Origin of the sequence: Streptomyces sp. NPDC059743, assembly GCF_042732975.1 — a bacterium.
Lineage (GTDB): Bacteria > Actinomycetota > Actinomycetes > Streptomycetales > Streptomycetaceae > Streptomyces.
The window spans coordinates 444,740-464,802 of sequence record NZ_JBHWGS010000001.1 but is presented as its reverse complement, the minus strand read 5'-3'; the positions used below and the strand labels follow the sequence as shown (position 1 = coordinate 464,802).

Below are 20,063 nucleotides of genomic sequence, written 5' to 3'. Positions count from 1 at the left end.
GGGGTGCTGTTTTGATGTGTCAGGTGTTACAGGTGTTACAGGTGTTACGGGGTGGCACCGGGGCTTCCCGGTGCCACCGGTGTCACTTGGTCGAGGTCAGCAGCGTGTAGTCGTACATGCCGAGGTAGGCCTCGGTGACCGTGACGTTGGCCGCGGACGCGGGCCGGTAGAGCAGGTTCTTGCGGTAGAAGAGCGGGACGACCGAGGCGTTCTCCATGACGAGCTGGTCGACCTCGCCCCAGGCGGCCGTGCGGGCAGCCGGGTCAACGGTGCCGATGCCGTCCGACAGCGCCTTGTTAATCTTCGGGTCGTTCAGCTCCATCAGGTTCGTGCCACCGGAGGGCTTGATGGCCGAACCGTTCACGATCTGGTCGAGGAAGCCGAATCCACTGGGCCAGTCGGCACCCCAGGCCATCATCATGAGGCCCGCGTTGTTCTTGTGGACCCAGGCCGGCACACCGGCGAAGTCCGTGAAGTACTTGTCGGACGGGAACGTCTTGATGTCCGCCGTGATGCCGACCTTCTTCAGGCTCTCCTGGATCTGGGTGGCCACGGTGACCTCGTCGGGACGGTCCGCACGGGCCGTCAGCGTGGTCTTGAAGCCGCCCGGCTTGCCGCAGGCCGTCAGCGCGGCCTTGGACTTGGCCTCGTCGCCCTTGTTGCCCGGCGTCGCGTACAGGTCGAACTTCTTGTAACCGCTCACCGACGGCGGGATCAGCGTGCTGGCCGGGTCGCCCTTGACCGAGCCACCGATGGAATTGACCGCACCGGCCTTGTCCACCGCGTACTGCACGGCCTTGCGGCAGTCGACGTTGTCGAACGGCTTCACGTTGACGTTCATCGCCAGGTACGACAGCGCGCCCGCGTACGGGTTGTCCGTCTTGGCCTTCTCGTCGGCCTTGACGAGCACCTTCGGCTGCGTCTTGGACTGGAGACCGGTACCGCCGGCGTCCGCGGTGATCGTGTCGTTGAGCAGGTGCTCATCGATCGTCGTCGCGTTGATGTTGAGCTTCAGCTCGATCTTGTCCGGCAGCGCCTTGCGGATCGGGTCGCCGGCCTGGTCCCACTCGGGGTTACGGGAGAGCGTGGCGCCGGTGCTCTCGTTGTACGAGTCGAACTTGTACGGGCCGGAGGACACGATGTTCTGGACGTACTCGGCACCCTTGTCGGCCTTCTGCGGGACCGGAGCGGTCTGCGAGAAGGTGGCCAGGTAGTCCATGTCCGCGAACGGCTTGTTCAGCTTGAACGTGATCGTGTAGTCGTCCGGGGTCTCGATGGACTTCAGACCCTCGGGGGACTTGTCCTTGTAGGGACCCTTGTACTTGTCGCCGCCCACGAGGTACGACTTGAAGTACGTCGGACCGTTGGAGAGCGCCTCGGGCGCGAAGTTGCTGCGCTCGATCGCGTACTTGACGTCCTTCGAGGTGACCTCGGTGCCGTCCTGGAACTTCACGCCCTTGCGGAGCGTGTACGTCCAGGTCTTGGCGTCGGGGCTGGCCTTGCCGAGCGAGGTCGCGAGGTCGGGGACGACCTCAAGGCCTTCCTTGCCGGCGGCCGGCTTGAAGGTGACCAGGGTACGGCCGTACAGGCGGGAGAAGTTCTGCACCCAGCCGTAGTACGTGTTGCCCGGGTCCAGGGAGTCCGGGCCGCTGGAGTGCTCGAAGACGACCGTTCCCCCCTTCTTGTCGGTCGTGTTGACAATGCCCGACATCGCGGCATCGGCCTTGGCACTGCTGCCGCCACCCTTGTTGCCGTCACTGTCCTTGTCGGAGCTGCCACAGGCACTCGCACCGAGCGCCATGGCCAGCGTCACGGCGATGGCCGCTGCCGTCTTTCTGCTGTTCATCCTGAGGAAAGCCCCCTCGATTGACCGATGCGGCAGGGCCGCTATTACTTGCCACGGGGGTCGAGTGCGTCACGCAGCCCGTCCCCAAGCAGATTGAATGCCAGCACGGTGATGAAGATCGCCATACCGGGGATGATCATGAACATCGGGTCGACCTGGTAGAGGTCGACCGCGGTGGACAGCATTCCGCCCCAGGAAGCCTGTGGCGGCGCGATACCCACACCCAGGAAGCTCAGAGAAGCCTCGAAGAGGATGTTGGTGGGGATCAGCAGGGTGGAGTACACGAGGATCGGCGCGACCAGGTTCGGCAGCAGCTCCCGGAACAGGATGAACGGTCCTCGCGCGCCCAGCGACCGAGCCGCCTCGACAAACTCCCGCTCGCGCAGGCTGAGCGTCTGCGCGCGCACGATCCGGCCGATGTACGGCCAGCTGAAGAAGCCGATCACAAAGATCAGTACGGCGATACGGAGCGGAAGCCCCTCAAGACCGAACGCGCTGCCCTGGAGCGACGCGGAGATCGAGATCGCGAAAAGCAGTAGCGGGAAGGCGAGGAAGGTGTCCATCATGCGGCTGATGGCACTGTCCACCCAGCCGCCGTAGAAACCCGCCACGACGCCCATCACGACGCCGATGACGACCGAGAGCAACGTCGATCCGGCCGCGACCACCAGGGAGACCCATGAGCCCTCGATGATACGGGCCAGGATGTCACGCCCGGTCTGCGGTTCCACGCCCAGCGGGTGGTCCCAGCTCATACCGCCGAAGCCGCCCTTGGGCGCCAGCAGCGTCGGATCCACCAGATCCTGGTTGAAGGCGTTGGGGTCGAGACCGAACACCGCCTGGATCGGCTTGGACAGTACGGCGACAAGAACCAGCAGGATCACGATGACGCCGCCCGCTACGGCGACCTTGTCCCGCTTGAAACGCGTCCACGCGATCCGGCCGAGCGAACGGCCTTCGATCTGCTTGCCCCCGGCGCCCTCCAGGACCGCTTCCGGCTGCGCTGTCGCCGCCGACCCGGTGGTCTCGATAGGTGCCGTCATTGCGCTGGAGACCCCTCTCGGCCGACGGTGGCCGGCCCATGACCGCCGCTGTAGCGGCACTTTCACATCACATGACGCACGTGGTCCCCCTGTGGCGGGAACTGCTTCTGTCAGCGCATCGCACACTAGGCCGAGACCACCTGCTCCCCGGAGTCTTCAGCCACTTCGCGATCACCCGCCAGTCCCAACGGGGAATGTTTGCTCAAACGTGATGCGGGTAGAGGTGTTCCGTTATCCGGACGGTCCGCTCGTCTCAGCGGACCAACTCAGCCACTATTCCACCAGATCGGACATGTGGCTCAACTCGCCTGATATGCGGCGGAACCGGAGCATCCATATCCTCCGCGCCATCCTCCGCGGCGCGGCGCTCAATACGCGTGAGAAGCGGGCGGCGGATAGCCATAACCCGAGGTGGGCGCCGGTCCCGCGTGTGCCTCGCGGTCGTAGAACGGACGCGAGTTGGCCCGTAGCCACATCGTCACCGGGTCGTACTCGTCGGACATCGCCACGGTCGAGACCGGCAGTCCGTCCGGCACCGCGGTGATCGACTGCCGCATCATCGCGCGTACGGAATCGACGGACGCCGGGCTCGTGTCGTACAGATCGAGGCCGATCGTCAGATACGGCACGCCGAGCGCCGGCTGCACCCAGGCGCGGCGCAGCGAGCGGACCGCGGGCGTGCGATGGGCGTTCTGGGTGAGCAGGGCGTAGAACTGCGGCAGCGCGATGGCCGGTTCGGACAGCCGCAGCGGTCCCGCGGGCATACGGTCGAGTCCGGTGGCGATCCGGCGCAGATCGAGCCACGGGATGCCGACTCCGCCGCCGGGCGCGTGCGGATTGAGCCAGATGCCCCAGCGGTCGGGATAGAGCGCGCGGGCGATGTCACGGCCGGTGACCACTTCGTGCGCCCGGGTCCAGCCGCTGACGGAGAGCTCCTGGGCGGAGGTGACGCACGGCGCGTACCCGAGCCCGTCGACCTCCATGTTGCCGTACTGGGCGTCCGGCGAACCAGCCCGGCCGTGCCAGAGCAGCATCCAGACGCTGTCGTCGGCGAGGGCCTGGAGGAGCGCCTCGTACGCGTCGTAGCGTCCTGGCGTCACCTGGCGCAGCATCTGCTCGACCTGCCCGGCCGCCGCGGTGCCTGACGCGCTCACTCTGGGTCCCGCCCCTCTTCGATCCACCATTCGACCAGCCCCCCGAAGCCCGTCGGCCCCCGTGCGGGAAGGCCCGTCCGGACACGCCGCGGGGGCCCAGCCATCAAACCAGCTTAGGCGGCGGTCCTGACACAGCCTTGACGCCTGGTGTCTATGCCCGCTGGTAGAACGGCCTCACCTTCGCCAGCAGATAGTCGCCGACCGGATCCTGGGCCACGTCCAGCAGGATGAGGTTGACGGGCCAGCCCACCGCGACCCGGCCCAGCGCGCGGCCGAGCGCGTCCAGCGGCGCGTTGCGGTCGGCGGCCTCCCAGGACGAGAGCTGTACCCCGATGAAGAGCGCCGGGGAGTCGCCCTCGACGCTGGCGAGCGCGCGGCGGGCCGAGAGCACCACGCCGGACGTCTCGAACTCGCCCGCGGCGGCGGAGAGGAAGTCGACCGGATCCTCCTGCCAGTCCGGCTCGAAGAGCCTGACCCGGCCGCCGCTCGCCGGACCGTCGAGCGGTGTGCGGCCCGCCCGGCACAGCTCGGCGACGGCGGGCGGCGGCAGCGGCAGTCCGACCATGCCGCCCGGGTTGACGGCGATACCGAGCTGCGGAGGCAGGCCACGGGCGAAGTCGCGGGCGGGCGCCACGGTGAAGGGCATATGGGCGCCGACGCACTGGAGGAACTGCTGCTGGGAGCTGAAGACCGGGACGTACGGCGCGCCCTCTATCTCCAGGGTCGGCAGATCCAGACCGGGACTGTCCGGGCCCCCGCCGTTGGGCAGCGGCACCCAGACCTCGCTGCGTCCGAGCACCTCCACCAGCCGCCCGCCCGCGCCCCGGCTGCCGAGCGAGGCGGCGAGCACCTCTTCCAGCTCATTGCCCGGCCATGCAGTATTCACAGTCTTCCTCCGCCCTCGTGCCTGCCGCAGCACCTTAGGGTGTGTCCCCAAATTCGCGGCTGGCTCGAGCTGCCTGGCACGCACGCTCGCGGCGTTGTCGGAGTCAGCCAAGTACGTCCAGTACGAGGCTGATCCTCCGCCTTGCGATCGCACGCACCAGACACCGCGAGCCCCGCCCTCCGGGCGGACGCCGCGACTTTGCGGACACACCCTAACGCCGCAGACGGGAGCCCGTACCCGCGTGTGCGTGCGGCCCGTACCCGGGCGCGGCGGTCAGCGCGCCGTCAGTCGCCCGGTCCGGGAAGGAAGACGATCCGGTCCAGGGCTCCCGCCGCGTCGCGGTCGAGGAGCACCGCCGTGGCGCAGCCCTTGGGCAGGCGGCCCGATTCGGCGCCGCGCAGCAGACGGCGGACCGCCCTGCGGTGGCGGGCGAACGCGTACCCGGAGACGCCTCGACCGCGCTCCAGCTGGCCCGCGCGGGCCACCTCCGGCGCCACGTCCAGCAGGACGAGATGGAGCCCGCGGCCACGTCTGCGCGCCTCGCGGGCCAGCCAGCGCCGTACCCATCTCTGCGTACCGCAGTCGTGCACGACCACGCTCTCGCCGGAGCGGAGCGCGCGCCGCAGTCCCCCGTAATGCGCTATACGGACGAGCGGGCGGTAGACGGCATAGGGGAGGCCGCCCGGCAGTCTGCCCTCCCAGCGGTCCCTGGCGTCCTGCGAGTCGATCCCGCCGCCCTCGGCGGCCCGCCGGATCAAGGTGGACTTGCCGCTGCCCGGCAGCCCGGAGACCACCACCAGATCGCCCGCGGTGAAGGCCAGGGCGCCCGGCACCCGGGCCCGGCGCCCTCTCAGATCCCGTACGACCGCCACGGGCCGTGTCACGGCTCGCCGACCGGACACGCCCTGCTGAGCCGACTGCTGTGCCGGCACCCCCGCGGTCGTCACATATGCCCCGGACCTCTGCGACATCTTCGCCGTCCCCCTGTCAGCTCAGTCGGCCTGGCCCATGACCCTTGCCCACGAAGTGTAAAGAAATGGTAATGCGGCACAAGCTTTTCACGCCGTCCGGCCAGTTGCGGGCCAGGCGCTCCGAACCACCCGGATGCGTGCGATGATGTGCCCGCCAACTGCATACCGGCCGTTTGAATCCGCGCGGGAGAGTCCCGGTCACCGTGTGCGCCGGGCGCCGAAGGAGCAAGTTCCTCCCTTGAATCTCTCAGGCCCCGTACCGCGCGGACGAGGCAGATCTGAAAAGCGGGCCGCAGCGCTGCGGCTCCACCCAAGGTGCAAGTCATGACCCCTGATACGGGTGGTCGTGGTGAACCTCTCAGGTTCCGATGACAGATGGGGAGGACCGTCCTCGTCGTCATGCCCTGGGAGCCACACCGATGAATCACGCCCCGCCGAGCAGCGCCCCCCGTACGACCGCCCTCGACGCCGTGCACCGCGCGCTGGGCGCGACCATGACCGACTTCGCGGGCTGGGACATGCCGCTGCGGTACGGCAGCGAGCGCGACGAGCACACCGCCGTACGGACCAGGGCCGGGCTCTTCGATCTCTCGCACATGGGCGAGATCGCCGTCTCGGGTCCGGCCGCGGGCCGGCTGCTCGACTACGCGCTGGTCGGCAATATCGGCGCCGTCGCAGTGGGCCGCGCGCGCTACACCATGATCTGCCGCGAGGACGGCGGGATCCTGGACGATCTGATCGTCTACCGCCTCGGCGAGAACGAGTATCTGGTCGTCGCCAACGCCTCCAACGCCCAGACCGTGCTGGACGCGCTGACCGCCCGCGCGGCCGGCTTCGACGCCGAGGTACGGGACGACCGTGACGCGTACGCGCTGCTGGCCGTCCAGGGACCGCAGTCGCCGGGCATCCTCAAGACGCTGACCGACGCCGATCTGGACGCGCTCAAGTACTACGCGGGCCTGCCGGGCACCGTCGCCGGTGTCCCGGCGCTGATCGCCCGGACGGGCTACACCGGCGAGGACGGTTTCGAGCTCTTCGTCGAGCCCAAGCACGCGGAGACGCTGTGGCGGGCGCTGACCGAGGCGGGCGAGGGCGTCGGTCTGGTGCCGTGCGGGCTCTCCTGCCGCGACACGCTCCGTCTGGAGGCCGGGATGCCGCTGTACGGGAACGAGCTGACCACCGCTCTCACGCCGTTCGACGCGGGCCTCGGCCGAGTCGTGAAGTTCGAGAAGACGTCGAACGAAGGCGCCTTCGTCGGGCGCGAGGCCCTGGAGGCGGCGGCCGAGCGCGCCGCGAGCGCGCCGCCGCGCAAGCTGGTCGGTCTGATCGCCGAGGGCCGCCGGGTCCCGCGGGCGGGCTATCAGGTCGTCGCCGACGGCACGGTCGTCGGCGAGGTCACCTCGGGCGCGCCCTCCCCCACCCTGGGCAGGCCGATCGCCATGGCGTACGTCGACGCCTCGCACGCCGAGCCGGGTACGGCGGGCGTCGGAGTCGACATCCGGGGCACCCATGAGCCGTACGAGGTCGTGGCGCTGCCCTTCTACAAGCGCCAGAAGTGATACGGACGTCATCGGCGCCCCCCATTCCGCCTTCGTTCCAAAGGGATGCCGTCCCGGGGCCGTTCGGTTCCGGCCTCGTCCGTCTCCTTCCAGCTCCGTCCGGCTCTGTCCGGCTCCTTTCGTCTCGTTCCATCTCGTTCCGTAAGACAGCCGTTCCGCACCACTCCCCCGCGTACAGGAGAATTCAGGTCATGAGCAACCCCCAGCAGCTCCGCTACACCAAGGAGCACGAGTGGCTGACGGACCCCGTGGACGGGGTGTCGACGGTCGGGATCACCGAGTTCGCGGCCAACGCCCTCGGTGATGTCGTGTTCGCCCAGCTCCCCGACGTCGGTGACACGGTGACCGCGGGCGAGTCCTGCGGAGAGCTGGAGTCGACCAAGTCGGTCAGCGATCTCTACGCCCCGGTGACCGGTGAGGTCACCGAGACGAACCAGGACGTGGTGGACGATCCCTCACTGGTGAACTCCGCTCCGTTCGAAGGCGGCTGGCTGTTCAAGGTGCGCGTGGCGGAAGAGCCGTCCGATCTGCTCACCGCCGACGAGTACCAAGACTTTTCCGGCAACTGACGTGCTCCGGCCACTGACACCCCAGGGACTGTGATGTCTTCGAAGTCGCTTCTGAACTCCTCGCTCCATGAGCTCGACCCGGATGTCGCCGCCGCGGTCGACGCCGAGCTCCACCGTCAGCAGTCCACGCTCGAAATGATCGCCTCGGAGAACTTCGCTCCGGTCGCGGTCATGGAGGCGCAGGGCTCCGTCCTGACCAACAAGTACGCCGAGGGCTATCCGGGCCGCCGCTACTACGGCGGCTGTGAGCATGTCGATGTGATCGAGCAGATCGCCATCGACCGGGTGAAGGCGCTGTTCGGCGCGGAGCACGCGAACGTACAGCCGCACTCGGGCGCCCAGGCGAACGCGGCGGCGATGTTCGCGCTGCTCTCGCCCGGCGACACGATCATGGGTCTGAATCTCGCCCACGGCGGGCATCTCACCCATGGCATGAAGATCAACTTCTCCGGCAAGCTCTACAACGTCGTCGCCTACCACGTCGACGGCGAGACCGGCCAGATCGACATGGCCGAGGTCGAGCGGCTCGCCAAGGAGTCCCGTCCGAAGCTGATCGTGGCCGGCTGGTCGGCGTATCCCCGGCAGCTCGACTTCGCGGCGTTCCGCCGGATCGCGGACGAGGTCGGCGCGTATCTGATGGTCGACATGGCGCACTTCGCCGGTCTGGTCGCGGCCGGGCTGCACCCGAACCCGGTGCCGCACGCGCATGTCGTCACCACGACCACGCACAAGACGCTGGGCGGCCCGCGCGGCGGTGTGATCCTCTCCACCAAGGAGCTGGCGAAGAAGATCAACTCCGCGGTCTTCCCCGGTCAGCAGGGCGGTCCGCTGGAGCATGTCATCGCGGGCAAGGCGGTCTCCTTCAAGATCGCGGCGACGGAGGAGTTCAAGGAGCGCCAGCGGCGCACTCTGGAGGGCGCCCGGATTCTCGCCGAGCGGCTGGTCCAGCCGGATGTGGCCGAGGCGGGCGTCTCCGTACTCTCCGGCGGTACGGATGTGCATCTGGTCCTGGTGGATCTGCGCGACTCCGAGCTGGACGGACAGCAGGCCGAGGACCGGCTGCACGAGATCGGCATCACGGTCAACCGCAACGCCGTACCGAACGATCCGCGTCCTCCGATGGTCACCTCGGGTCTGCGGATCGGTACGCCGGCGCTGGCCACCCGCGGCTTCACCGCCGAGGACTTCACCGAGGTCGCGGAGATCATCGCGGCGGCGCTGAAGCCGTCGTTCGACCGTGACGAACTGGCCGGGCGGGTCTCCGCGCTGGCCGTGAAGCACCCGCTGTACCCGGGCCTGAAGTAAGTACTCAGGAGTACTCAGGCCTCTCCGGTCCGACGTCATCCGTTCGGCCGGGGTTCACGGGGCACCGCGCACACTGAACGTGCGGCGCGGTGCCCCGGACCGTATGTATGTACACATCTGTATGTACGCGTCATCTCTGCACCACCCCGGCAGACAACGGCGTCTACCAATCAGCAAGGAGTCACGCACGTGGCCATCTCGGTCTTCGACCTGTTCTCGATCGGTATCGGCCCGTCCAGCTCCCATACGGTCGGTCCGATGCGCGCGGCCGGGATGTTCGCCCGCCGCCTCAAGAACGAGGGCCTGCTCGCCCACACCGCCTCGGTCCGGGCCGAGCTGTACGGTTCGCTCGGCGCGACCGGCCATGGCCACGGCACGCCGAAGGCCGTTCTGCTCGGTCTGGAGGGCAACTCACCGCGCACCGTGGACGCGGAGAGCGCGGACGAGCAGGCGGAACGTATCCGCAGCAGCGGCCGGCTCAGTGTGCTCGGTATGCACGAGATCGCCTTCGACGCCGGTACGGATCTGGTCCTGCACCGCCGCAAGGCCCTGCCGTACCACCCCAACGGGATGACGGTCCTCGCGTACGACAGCGACGGCGGCCTCCTCCTGGAGAAGACGTACTACTCCGTGGGCGGCGGATTCGTGGTGGACGAGGACGCCGTGGGCGAGGACCGGATCAAGCTCGACGACACCGTGCTGAGGTATCCCTTCCGCACGGGCGACGAGCTGCTGCGGCTGTCGGGCGAGACAGGTCTGTCGATCTCCGCGCTGATGATGGAGAACGAGAAGGCCTGGCGCACCGAGGACGAGATCAGGGCCGGGCTGCTGGAGATCTGGCGGGTGATGCAGGCGTGTGTCTCGCGCGGGATGGCCCGCGAGGGCATCCTGCCGGGCGGGCTGAAGGTCCGCCGCCGCGCCGCCCACTCCGCGCGCCAGCTCCGCGCCGAGGGCGATCCGCAGGCGCACGCCATGGAGTGGATCACGCTCTACGCGATGGCCGTGAACGAGGAGAACGCGGCGGGCGGCCGGGTGGTCACCGCGCCCACCAATGGCGCCGCAGGCATCATCCCGGCGGTCCTGCACTACTACATGAACTTCGCGGCGGGCGGCGCCACGGCGGTGGAGAAGGACGAGAACGTGGTCCGCTTCCTGCTGGCGGCGGGCGCCATCGGCATGCTCTTCAAGGAGAACGCCTCCATCTCCGGCGCCGAGGTCGGCTGCCAGGGCGAGGTCGGCTCCGCCTGCTCCATGGCGGCGGGCGCGCTCGCCGAAGTCCTGGGCGGCAGCACGGAACAGGTCGAGAACGCGGCCGAGATCGGCATGGAACACAACCTCGGCCTGACCTGCGACCCGGTCGGCGGCCTGGTCCAGATCCCCTGCATCGAACGGAACGGCATGGCAGCGGTCAAGGCGGTCACAGCGGCAAAGATGGCCCTGCGCGGCGACGGCAGCCACAAGGTCTCCCTGGACAAGGTCATCAAGACCATGAAGGAGACGGGCGCGGACATGTCCGTCAAATACAAGGAGACGGCGCGCGGCGGCCTCGCGGTGAACATCATCGAGTGCTAGTCGAACAACCCCTGACCTGCGACTTCCTCCCTTTCAGGGCTGCTCCGAAAGTCCCTGGCGAACCCCTGGTCAGCAGAGCACTGACCAGGGTGGTGTGCCTGTGCCGGCTGGCGGACCGAGTCAGCGCCTGCCGTACCGAGTCCTCCCACTGCTCGGCCGGTAGGCGTCCTTCACGATCTGCTCAAGGTCCTCCTCGCTGCTGAAAATCCGGTGACTCCCAAGGCACAACCGACTTCAGAAGCCCTCGGGGTAATCGTCCGTGCGCACGACCCTGGCAACGTAGAACCCCGGTCCATACGGGGTCCCGGTCGCGTGGTACTGAACCAGCCCGAGATCCCGCACCAGCGGAGCCAGGTAGGCACCCGGCAGACCCGGGATCTCCTCGGCGTGCTCCGGGTGCCGCCCACCATCCAACGTCTCGCGTAGACCAACTAGGAACGCGGCGATCGCCGAGACCACGTCTGGCGGCGTCACCGCGTAGTCGAACACTTCTTCAACCTGCGGCGACAGGGTGATCGGGTCGTGCTCCTCGTCACCGTCGTACGGGTCGTCCCAGTCACTCACCGCGGCCCGAGCTCCCTCAGCGCTGCTGACAAGGCCCGCCCTGGGGCCGTCCCCTGCTGGACCGCGGTGTGGACGCGAGCCGTGGCGGGGTCGTTGTAGATCTCCAGCCGCAGCCGCCAGCGACGCAACACACCCGCGATCTCGCCCTCATTGGCAGCCCCCATGTCGCGATAGAAAGCCATCCGCTGGGAAGGCGGCAGCGCGGCCCCGATCTCGTCCTGCGTCCGGGGATGCGCGCTGTACGCCTCGGTGGGCTGTGCGCTCATCGGCTCCTCCTGCTCTGCGCTGTGGCCAGCAACTTCTGTGGGAGCTCCTGGCAGCCGGCCTCCACTCTAGCGAGCAGCGCTCACCGTCAGGGCGCCTTCCAAGCGGTCGGTGCGGCAGCAGACATTCACCCGATGCAGCGTTCCGAGCATCGGCACCGCTGGTTCGATGTCTGCCCGATGGTCCCCAGCCAGCACTGGGACTGCTGTCGGGTTCGATCCAACGATCCCCGCTCCGCCGAGCGCTTCAAGCTCGGCGAGTCCGCCCAGCAGCGGTGGCGGGCCGTGAACGCACCCCACCTCGTCGCCCTCATCCACGCCGTGGCCTGCTTCGAACGCGGCCAACTGCAGGAGCCCAGGTCACCCCTCCCAAGATAGTTCGTTGCGCAACGAATAAAATTGTGGGATCAATGGTTACCACATCACCGGGGCATGACCTGCCCCGGATCACGATCCCGCTACGGAAGGGGCCTGCCATGGCCTTCGAGCTCGGCATCTACCACTTCGGCGAGCTGACGCCGGACCCCACCACCCGCGTCCCGCCCAAGCCCGGAGTGCGGCTGCGTGAACTGATCGAACAGGCGCGTGCCGCCGACGACGCAGGCCTGGACGTGTTCGCCGTCGGCGAGCACCACCGCACCGACTTCGCGGTCTCCGCTCCCGCCGTCGTCCTGGCGGCCATGGCGGAGAACACCCGTGGCATCAAGCTGTCCAGCGCCGTAACGGTGCTGAGCTCCGACGATCCCGTGCGTGTCTTCCAGCAGTTCGCCACACTGGATCTGATCTCGGGCGGACGCGCGGAGATCATCGCGGGGCGCGGCTCGTACACCGAGTCGTTCCCACTGTTCGGATACGACCTGAGCGACTACTCGGATCTCTTCGCGCAGAAGCTCGACCTGTTGCTGCGCCTGCGCGAGGAGAATCCGGTCACCTGGCGGGGAACGATGCGGCCATCTCTCGACCAGGGAGACATCACCCCCCGGCCGGAGCGCGAACTGCCGGTGTGGGTCGCGGTGGGCGGGACTCCCGCCTCGGTCATACGAGCCGGCAGGCTGGGCCTGCCCCTCTCGCTGGCCATCATCGGCGGCAGCTACGCGCAGTTCGCCCCGTTCGTCGACCTGTACCGACAGGTCGCCGACGAGTCCGGGCACGATCCGGCACGGCTGAAGGTCTCCATCAACTCACCCGGCTTCATCGCGGCGTCCCATCACGAGGCGGTCGAGGTGTCCCACCCGTACTTCCAGGCCGGCTGGATGGCGAACCACCATCAGCGCGGACGCGGTGTCCCGATGCCGCGCCAGGCCTACGAAGCGCAGTCGAGCCCGGCGGGCGCGTTCTTCCTCGGCAGCCCGCAGGAAGTCATCGACAAGATCATGACGCAGTACGAGCTGTTCCGGCACGACCGCATGATGATCCAGATGGGCTTCGGCGACGTCCCCCAGAAGGAGATGCTCAAGTCGATCGAACTGCTGGGCGGCGATGTGGCACCGGTCGTCCGGAAGGAGATCTCCTCCCTTGAGCGATCTGCTGAGCGATCCGCGACGGAGGAGATGGCATGAGCGGGCCCCTGAATGTGGTCGCGGTCGTGGGTACGCTGCGCTCCCCGTCGAGGACGACGGCTCTGGCGGAGCTGATTCTGGCGACCCTCGCGGCACAGACGGAGACGGAATCGCAGGTCATCGAGATCCATACGCTCGGTCCGGATCTGGCGGGTGCCGCGGAGCGTGAACAACTCGGGGAGAAGGCGGAGGCGGCGCTGCGCGCCGTGGAATCGGCGGACCTGGTCATCGCGGCCAGCCCGGTCCTCCAGGGCTCCTACAGCGGGCTGTTCAAGCACTTCTTCGATTTCATCGCACCGTACGCGCTGGCCGCGAAGCCGGTGGTCCTGGCCGCCACCGGGGGCAGCGACCGGCACGCCCTGGTCGTGGAGCACGCGCTGCGACCGCTGTTCGCGTTCCTCCAGGCGTGGACCGCGCCGGCCGGCATCTATCTGAGCGCGGGCGACTTCGACGGCACCACGATCCTCAACCCCGAGGTCTACGAGCGCATCGAGATGGCGGTCGCCGACGTGGTGCCGATCGCGGTGGCGCTGGCAGCGGCCCGGCAGTCAGCGGCCAACTGACCACCGGTCGCTGTGAGACACACCTCGGCCGAGGCAACCCACCCTTCACTCAGTTCGCCGCGCAACGAATCACATCACCCAGCCCGTCGTCGGCTGCTTCCTCCCCCGGCGGCGGGCCTTCCTCTTTCTCCTCTCCGCCGGCGGAAAGCCTCCGCGTACAGTCCCGCCGGCTCACCAGCAAGGACCACGACATGCCCCTCACCCCCGTCGAAACCCGCGGCGCCGAGGGCCGACGCGCCTCCGCCGCGGACCGCCATGCCCCGCCCACCCCTGTACGAACAGGGCTGAGCGGAAGCCGGGCGACCTTCGTTCCCGTAGCGATCGTGGTGGCGATCGGGGCGATCTTCATCAGCGTGTATCTCGCCGCCTTCCACGCACCGCTGCCACGCGACCTGCCCGTCGCCGTGGTCGGCACGGCCGCCGACGCACAACGCGTGGAAAAGCTGCTCACGGACCGTACTCCGCACGGCTTCCGCGTCAGGGCGCTCCCGGACGAGACCTCGGCACGCACCGCCGTCGAGCACGGGGAGGTCTTCGGCGCCTACGAACCGCGCGCGGCCGATGGTCCTCGGGTGCTCTACGCCGGAGCGCACGGCCCGTCGGTCACCGGAGTCGTCACCGGCGCCTTCGATCGAGCTGCCGCCATGGACGGGGCGAAACTGGAGACCCTTGATGTCGTCCCGGCATCTCCGCGGGACACTCGGGGGCTTGTCGTGTTCTACACGACGTTCGGCCTCGTGCTCTCCGGCTATCTGTTCGGGATCATGACCTACCAGTTGGCACCCCGCATCGCACTGCCCCAACGGCTGTCCAGCCTGGCCGCGTTCGGCATCGGCGGCGGAGTGATGGTGGCGGCCGTCGTCCACGCCTTCGATGTACTGCCCGCGGCCTTCTTCGGCATCGCAGGCCTGGTGGCTCTGGTCGCGCTCGCGGTCGGGGCCGCCACCATGCTGCTCGTCCGCACGCTCGGTGTCGTCGGCTCCAGCGCCGCGGCAGTGCTGTTCATGACGCTCGGCAACGCCACCAGCGGTGGCAGCCTGCCGGCCTACTTCCTTCCCGGCTGGCTCCACCCGTTCTCCTCCGCCCTGCCGGTCGGCGTAGGAGTGCGAGCCGTCAACGGGCTTGCCTTCTTCGACGGGGACGGAGTGGCCCGGGCCGTGGCGGTACTGAGTGCCTGGGCCCTGGTCGGCGTGGCCGGCCTCTGGCTCCATGAAAGATTCCTCGTCCGCCGGGCCGGGCGACGCTGACATGCGCCCGCCCCCGGCGCTGCCGGGGGCGGGCCTCCGCGCGAAGGGGACGACAACACGGTCCCGGGCGCATATGTGCGCCCGGGACCGATCCGCCCTTGGGTTCCCGCTTGGGTTCCCGCCCTTGTCTCAGTCCTCGTCCAGGGGCTGATCCAGGCCGATGGTCCGCCAGATCTCGTCCAGGGCGCGGAGCTGCTCCTCGCTGAGCTTGTCGAGGAACTCACCTCGGAGGTGGGTCAGGTGCACCTTGCGGGCCCGGCGGAAGGCCTTCCAGCCGTTGTCGGTCAGTACCGCGTCCAGGCCCCGCGCATCTGTCGGGCACTTCTGGCGCTCGACATAACCCTTGCGTTCGAGATCGTCGACTATGCGCGTCAGCCCGCTACGGCTGATCACCAGCGATGCCGCGACGTCCTTCATCCGCAGCCTGCCCTCGGGGGCTTCCGAGAGCGTCAGGAGGACTTCGTACGAGGACGTCGGGATGCCCTGGCTGTCCATGAGCGTCTTGTCCAGCTTGCGCAGGAGCTGAAGGTGCGTGTAGAGGAAGCCCAGCCAGACATCCCGTTCCGTCCGGTTCAGCGCACGGGAGGGGGAGCAGGCCGCCCGACTGTGCGGGCCCTCGGTACGGTTGGCTGTCATGCTCTCTCCAACGTTCGTTGAGCAACGAATCGTAACATCTCGCCTCGCAGTCCAAGCCCGATGCCGACAGCTCCCGTTCCCCGGGCAGAAGTCGGCATCCGGGGAACGGGAGCTGTCGGTCGGTGGCCAGATGGTCTACGGCTACGGCTGAGGAATGATCCGCTTCTCGAAGCCGGTGACCAGACCGTACTCAAGGCGCAGGGCCTCAAGGATCGAGTACGCGTGGTACTTGGTCATGACGTCGGCGCCGGCAAGGCGCTGGGCCCAGGTCCGGCCATTGTCGGTGACCTTCTCCAAGGTCTTCTTGGTGACGTAGTTCGTCATCTCGTTGAAGTAGTTCTCCCAGAGCACCCACGCGTTGCTGAAGCCCATGCGCTCGATGAACTCCAGGTCCTCCGCCTGGTCGAGGGCCTCCTTGGCGAAGTCGATGATGTCGTTGGTGTAGGCGCGGGAGGCGATGGCGTCCTCGCGGGTGCCCCAGCGGTTGACGTGGCCGGAGACGACGGCCTTGAAGTCGTAGTCGAGGATCCAGTCGTGCGCCTCCGCCCAGCCGCGGATGTTCTCGGAGGCGTCGCAGTGCTTGAAGGCGCTCCATCCCGGGCTGATGATGTCGATCGCCGCGAGCACCTTCTGCTGCGGGGCGTAGATGAAGATGTTGCCGGGAGTGTGGTTGACGCCCTTGTAGTCGAGCTGGAACTTCACGCCGTTGACGTTGAGGGTCTCGCTGGTGGAGAAGGTGTGCGTCGGCACGGGCAGGCCCCTTGCGCCGCCCAGGTCGGGCCAGCGCTGGATCATCTCCCGGGTGTACTCGTGGGAGACGACGGTCAGGCCGTCGCCGAAGACACCGGCCGCCCCGATGTGGTCGGAGTGGTAGTGGCTGTAGATCAGGTGCGTGACCGGCTCGTCGGTGACCTCCTTGATGGCTCGGAGCATGTTCCCGCCCAGCAGCGGCGGAGCGTCGACGACGACCACGCCGTTCCCGGTGCGCACGAACATCGCGTCGTAGGCACCGGAGGTGACGTAGTAGGCCCCGTCGTTGATCTCTTCGACGTGGTAGCCCTTGGCCAGACGATCCGGCAGGAAGAGGGTTCCGTAGGCGTCGGCCGGTATGGGGCGGTAGTCGGAGAGGGTGTTGAGCGGCATTCCGGCGGCGCCGAGGTGGTGGCGGTCGGTGGGGGTGCCGAACTTCTCGCGGTCGTTCACGGTCTTTCCTTCATTTGGTGGTGACGGTTGGGCAATGCGGCTCGGGTGGTGCCGCTACTGCCCGATGCGCAGGACCGGCTTGATCGCGGCGCCCGTCTGCGTGTCGGTGACGGCCTGGTTGATGTCACCGAAGTCGTAGAAGCTCACGAGTCGGTCGAACGGGAACCGTCCGGCCTTGTAGAGGTCGATGAGCTGAGGGATGAACAGTTGCGGAATGGAGTCACCCTGCGCGATTCCACGGACGCTGCGGCCACCCAGCAGGGCGTTCATGTTCACCGGGGCCTGCGCTCCGGCCGGCGCCCCGCCGATGAGGGCGGCGGTGCCCAGCGGGGCGAGGGCATCGACGGCGAGGGTGAGCATCTGCGGTCGTCCGGTGATCTCCAGTACGTAGTCCGCACCGTTGCCGGTGATCTCGCCGATCCGGGCGGCAGTGTCCTCCTCCTTGCCGTTGATGGTGTGGGTGGCACCGAACTCGGCGGCGAGCGCGAGCCGTTCGGGCACCACGTCGACGGCGATGATCGGGCCGGCGCCGGCGACGCCGGCTGCCATGACGGCGGCGAGCCCGACGGTTCCGGTACCGATGACGACCACGGACGAGCCCGCGGGGATCTCCAGTGAGTTCAGGACCGCTCCGGCTCCGGTCTGCAACCCGCAACCGAGCGGGCCGAGCAGTTCCAGTGGGATGTCTCGGTCGACCTTGACCACGTTGCGCTCGGTGGCCAGGGCGCGCGTGGCGAAGGAGGACTGGCCGAAGAAGTGTCCGTGGATCTCTTCGCCGCCGCCGTCGGCACCACCGCGCAGCGCGTTCGTACCGTCCAGCCGGGAGCCGCCGAAGTTGATGGGGAAGGCGTGCTCGCAGTAGGAGTAGTGGCCGCTCAGACAGGGGCGGCAGTGGCCACACGCCTGGTACGACATGACCACGTGATCGCCGGGGGCGACGGCGGTCACAGCGCTGCCGACCGCCTCGACGATCCCGGAGCCCTCATGGCCGAGCACGGCGGGGAGCGGTACGGGAAGGTCCTGGTTGCGTACGTGCACGTCCGTCTGGCAGACGCCGGCCGCCACAACCTTCACGAGTACCTCGTCCGGCCGGAGCCGGGTATCGAGGGTGAGCTCTTCGAACTGGAAGGGCTGCCCCTTTTCACGAACGACCGCGGCGGTGACCGCCGTGGTGCCGCGGGGACTGCCCGAGGGATGCGGTGGGAGTGAGCTCTCCTGGTCCGCCATGGTGATTCTCCAAACCGGGTACACGCGCTGCGCCGGCCACTTGCCGCGTCGTCGCACGAGTCGATCCATCGGCTGCCGCTGAGGGCGCCTGAAAGCGGTGACGAACGTTCGGGCGAGCGGGACGGTCGCTGTTCTGCGGTTGCCCCGAGGGCCATATAGTTCGTTGCACAACGAATATAGGCACGCGTTTCACACAGGGTCAAGCGATCCGCCCGATGACCCCCCGCTCCAGGAACACGCACCCCTCGCCATCGACCACAGGGCATGTATCATTCGTTGCAGAACGAACTACACATCGACACATCATGGCTCTGAGCAGCCGCTTTACTCCCAGCCGGCAAGTTCTCTGCCGCCGCTTTACCGCCTTCTGATGGGCGTGGCGGCCCACGCCGTTCACCACCTCACGAGGAGATGCATCCCATGTCCCCCGCCACCTCCGGCACGGTTCATGTCCGTAACTACATCGACGGAAAGTGGACCGATTCCGCAACGGCCTCCTCCTCGCTCGACCCCGCCACCGGAGAGGAGCTGGGTACCTTCGCCGACGGCGGCGCCGACGAGGCGCGAGCCGCCATCGACGCCGCCAGGCGCGCCTTCGAGACGGCGGACTGGTCCCGTAACCGTGATCTGCGCGCGCAGGCGCTGTTCGAGATGGCCGACCGTATGGCGGACCGGCGCGACGAACTCGTCGGCCTCCTGTCGAAGGAGAACGGCAAGATCCTCCCCGAGGCGGCTCTTGAGGTGGACCTCACCATCTCCAAGATCCGCTACTACGGGGCGCTCGCCCTGACCGAAGCCGGACGTGCGGCGGAGGTCAAGCCCGGCCTCTACTCCATGACGCTGCGCCAGGCCGCCGGTGTCGCCGGCGTGATCGCACCGTGGAACTCCCCCGTGATCCTCTCCGTGCGGTCGTTCGCACCGGCGTTGGCAGCCGGTTGCACGGTCGTGCTGAAGCTGCCGGGCCAGACCGCGCTGACGAACAACCTGCTGTACGAGATCGTCGACGCGACCACCTCGCTGCCCAAGGGCGTGTTCAACGCCTTCACCGAGTCAGGCAGCACGGGTGCCCGGCTGATCGTCGCGGATCCCGGTGTGGACGTCATCAGTTACACCGGCAGCACCAAGGTCGGGCGCGGCATCATGGCCGACGCCGCCCAGCACTTGAAGGGCATGTCACTGGAGCTCGGCGGCAAGACCCCGATGATCGTCTTCGACGATGCCGACCTGGACGTCGCCGTTCCTGTCCTGGCCAAGGCCATCACCACCTTCACCGGTCAGTTCTGCATGACCGGCAGCCGGGTACTGGCGCAGCGCGGTGTCGCCGACGAACTGCGGACGCGCCTGTCCGCCGCCCTGGAGGCGGTACGGGTCGGTCCGGGTGACGACCCCGCCAGCGACATGGGTCCCCTCATCGACCGGGCCAACGCCGAGCGGGTGGATCAGTTCGTTGCCGACGCCGCTGCCTACGCGAAGGTCCTGGTCCGGGGCGGCCTCGTCAGCGACGGGCCACTGGCCGCCGGGGCCTTCGTCCGCCCCGGCCTGGTGGAGGTCGACGATGTGTCGCGGCCGATCGTCCAGCAGGAGGTCTTCGGCCCGGTCGCCACCTTCGAGATCTTCGACGACGAAGCCGACGCCGTCGCCCGCGCCAACGCCACCGAGTTCGGTCTGGCGGCCAGTGTCTGGACCCGTGACGTCGACCGGCCGTTGCGTGTCGGCCGGGAGCTGGAGGCCGGCACCGTCTGGGCCAACACCTGGGCCGTCATCGTCGACCAGATGGAGGAGGGCGGCTTCAAGCAGAGCGGGGTCGGCCGCCTCAACGGCGTACGTGCCCTGGAGGAGTTCCAGGAGATCAAGCACGTCGTCCACCCTGCCCCGCGCCGCACCTGACCAAAATCT

Annotated in this window: 18 protein-coding genes and 1 riboswitch; of the genes, 8 read left to right on the top strand and 10 right to left on the bottom strand. The window is 68.2% G+C overall.

The window, feature by feature from the left end; all coding sequences use genetic code 11:
* Positions 1-82 precede the first annotated feature (82 nt).
* The 5 genes from ACFV6H_RS02080 to ACFV6H_RS02060 form a co-directional block, all read right to left on the bottom strand.
* Positions 83-1,846, bottom strand: coding sequence for an ABC transporter substrate-binding protein (locus tag ACFV6H_RS02080; protein ID WP_385537453.1), 1,764 nt, complete (start codon positions 1,844-1,846; stop codon positions 83-85).
* A gap of 44 nt (positions 1,847-1,890) precedes the next feature.
* On the bottom strand, positions 1,891-2,889 hold the full coding sequence (locus tag ACFV6H_RS02075) for an ABC transporter permease (RefSeq protein WP_093593840.1): 999 nt from the start codon (positions 2,887-2,889) through the stop codon (positions 1,891-1,893).
* A gap of 368 nt (positions 2,890-3,257) precedes the next feature.
* Positions 3,258-4,043, bottom strand: coding sequence for an enhanced serine sensitivity protein SseB C-terminal domain-containing protein (locus ACFV6H_RS02070; protein ID WP_093593842.1), 786 nt, complete (start codon positions 4,041-4,043; stop codon positions 3,258-3,260).
* Between the two features lie 151 nt (positions 4,044-4,194).
* Complete coding sequence (locus ACFV6H_RS02065) at positions 4,195-4,929, bottom strand: enhanced serine sensitivity protein SseB (protein WP_385537449.1); 735 nt, start codon at positions 4,927-4,929, stop codon at positions 4,195-4,197.
* Between the two features lie 284 nt (positions 4,930-5,213).
* Positions 5,214-5,900 (bottom strand): AAA family ATPase, encoded by a 687-nt coding sequence (locus ACFV6H_RS02060; protein ID WP_385537446.1) that lies wholly within the window; start codon positions 5,898-5,900, stop codon positions 5,214-5,216.
* A 174-nt stretch (positions 5,901-6,074) separates the two neighbouring features.
* A riboswitch (glycine riboswitch) is annotated at positions 6,075-6,172 on the top strand.
* 147 nt (positions 6,173-6,319) lie between these two features.
* Between ACFV6H_RS02060 and gcvT the strand changes: the two genes are divergently transcribed.
* The 4 genes from gcvT to ACFV6H_RS02040 all read left to right on the top strand — a co-directional run bounded on the left by gcvT (position 6,320) and on the right by ACFV6H_RS02040 (position 10,905).
* Positions 6,320-7,459, top strand: a complete 1,140-nt coding sequence (gcvT, locus tag ACFV6H_RS02055) for a glycine cleavage system aminomethyltransferase GcvT (RefSeq protein WP_385537443.1) — start codon at positions 6,320-6,322, stop codon at positions 7,457-7,459.
* 191 nt (positions 7,460-7,650) lie between these two features.
* Positions 7,651-8,028: a glycine cleavage system protein GcvH gene (gene gcvH / locus ACFV6H_RS02050; protein ID WP_385537440.1), complete on the top strand. Its 378-nt coding sequence runs from the start codon at positions 7,651-7,653 to the stop codon at positions 8,026-8,028.
* Between the two features lie 33 nt (positions 8,029-8,061).
* Entirely contained in the window at positions 8,062-9,333 is a 1,272-nt protein-coding gene (glyA, locus tag ACFV6H_RS02045) for a serine hydroxymethyltransferase (RefSeq protein ID WP_385537437.1), read from the top strand.
* Positions 9,334-9,522: 189 nt separating this feature from the next.
* Entirely contained in the window at positions 9,523-10,905 is a 1,383-nt protein-coding gene (locus ACFV6H_RS02040; RefSeq protein ID WP_385537434.1) for an L-serine ammonia-lyase, read from the top strand.
* A gap of 234 nt (positions 10,906-11,139) precedes the next feature.
* On the opposite strand, the gene ACFV6H_RS02035 is transcribed toward ACFV6H_RS02040, so the two are convergent.
* A complete protein-coding gene (locus tag ACFV6H_RS02035) occupies positions 11,140-11,469 on the bottom strand; it encodes a hypothetical protein (RefSeq protein WP_385537431.1) in 330 nt (109 codons plus the stop codon).
* Entirely contained in the window at positions 11,466-11,735 is a 270-nt protein-coding gene (locus tag ACFV6H_RS02030) for a hypothetical protein (RefSeq protein ID WP_384975665.1), read from the bottom strand. Before ACFV6H_RS02030 ends, ACFV6H_RS02035 begins: the two co-directional genes overlap by 4 nt.
* Before the next feature lie 473 nt (positions 11,736-12,208).
* Between ACFV6H_RS02030 and ACFV6H_RS02025 the strand changes: the two genes are divergently transcribed.
* From ACFV6H_RS02025 to ACFV6H_RS02015, 3 genes are all read left to right on the top strand, one after another.
* Positions 12,209-13,291 carry an LLM class flavin-dependent oxidoreductase gene (locus ACFV6H_RS02025; protein WP_385537426.1) on the top strand — a complete coding sequence of 361 codons (1,083 nt, stop codon included), beginning with the start codon at positions 12,209-12,211 and terminating at the stop codon, positions 13,289-13,291.
* Positions 13,288-13,854, top strand: a complete 567-nt coding sequence (msuE, locus tag ACFV6H_RS02020) for an FMN reductase (RefSeq protein ID WP_385537423.1) — start codon at positions 13,288-13,290, stop codon at positions 13,852-13,854. The genes ACFV6H_RS02025 and msuE overlap by 4 nt, the downstream gene beginning before the upstream one ends.
* 191 nt (positions 13,855-14,045) lie before the next feature.
* Positions 14,046-15,101: an ABC transporter permease gene (locus tag ACFV6H_RS02015; protein ID WP_384975671.1), complete on the top strand. Its 1,056-nt coding sequence runs from the start codon at positions 14,046-14,048 to the stop codon at positions 15,099-15,101.
* A 129-nt stretch (positions 15,102-15,230) separates the two neighbouring features.
* Here the strand turns inward: ACFV6H_RS02015 and ACFV6H_RS02010 are convergent, their stop codons facing one another.
* The 3 genes from ACFV6H_RS02010 to ACFV6H_RS02000 form a co-directional block, all read right to left on the bottom strand.
* Positions 15,231-15,737 carry a MarR family winged helix-turn-helix transcriptional regulator gene (locus ACFV6H_RS02010; protein WP_384975673.1) on the bottom strand — a complete coding sequence of 169 codons (507 nt, stop codon included), beginning with the start codon at positions 15,735-15,737 and terminating at the stop codon, positions 15,231-15,233.
* A 141-nt stretch (positions 15,738-15,878) separates the two neighbouring features.
* Positions 15,879-16,940, bottom strand: a complete 1,062-nt coding sequence (locus tag ACFV6H_RS02005) for an MBL fold metallo-hydrolase (protein WP_385537418.1) — start codon at positions 16,938-16,940, stop codon at positions 15,879-15,881.
* A gap of 54 nt (positions 16,941-16,994) precedes the next feature.
* A complete protein-coding gene (locus ACFV6H_RS02000; RefSeq protein WP_385537415.1) occupies positions 16,995-18,167 on the bottom strand; it encodes an NAD(P)-dependent alcohol dehydrogenase in 1,173 nt (390 codons plus the stop codon).
* Between the two features lie 420 nt (positions 18,168-18,587).
* On the opposite strand from ACFV6H_RS02000, the gene ACFV6H_RS01995 reads away from it, so the two are divergent.
* Entirely contained in the window at positions 18,588-20,054 is a 1,467-nt protein-coding gene (locus tag ACFV6H_RS01995; protein ID WP_385537412.1) for an aldehyde dehydrogenase family protein, read from the top strand.
* Positions 20,055-20,063 lie beyond the last annotated feature (9 nt).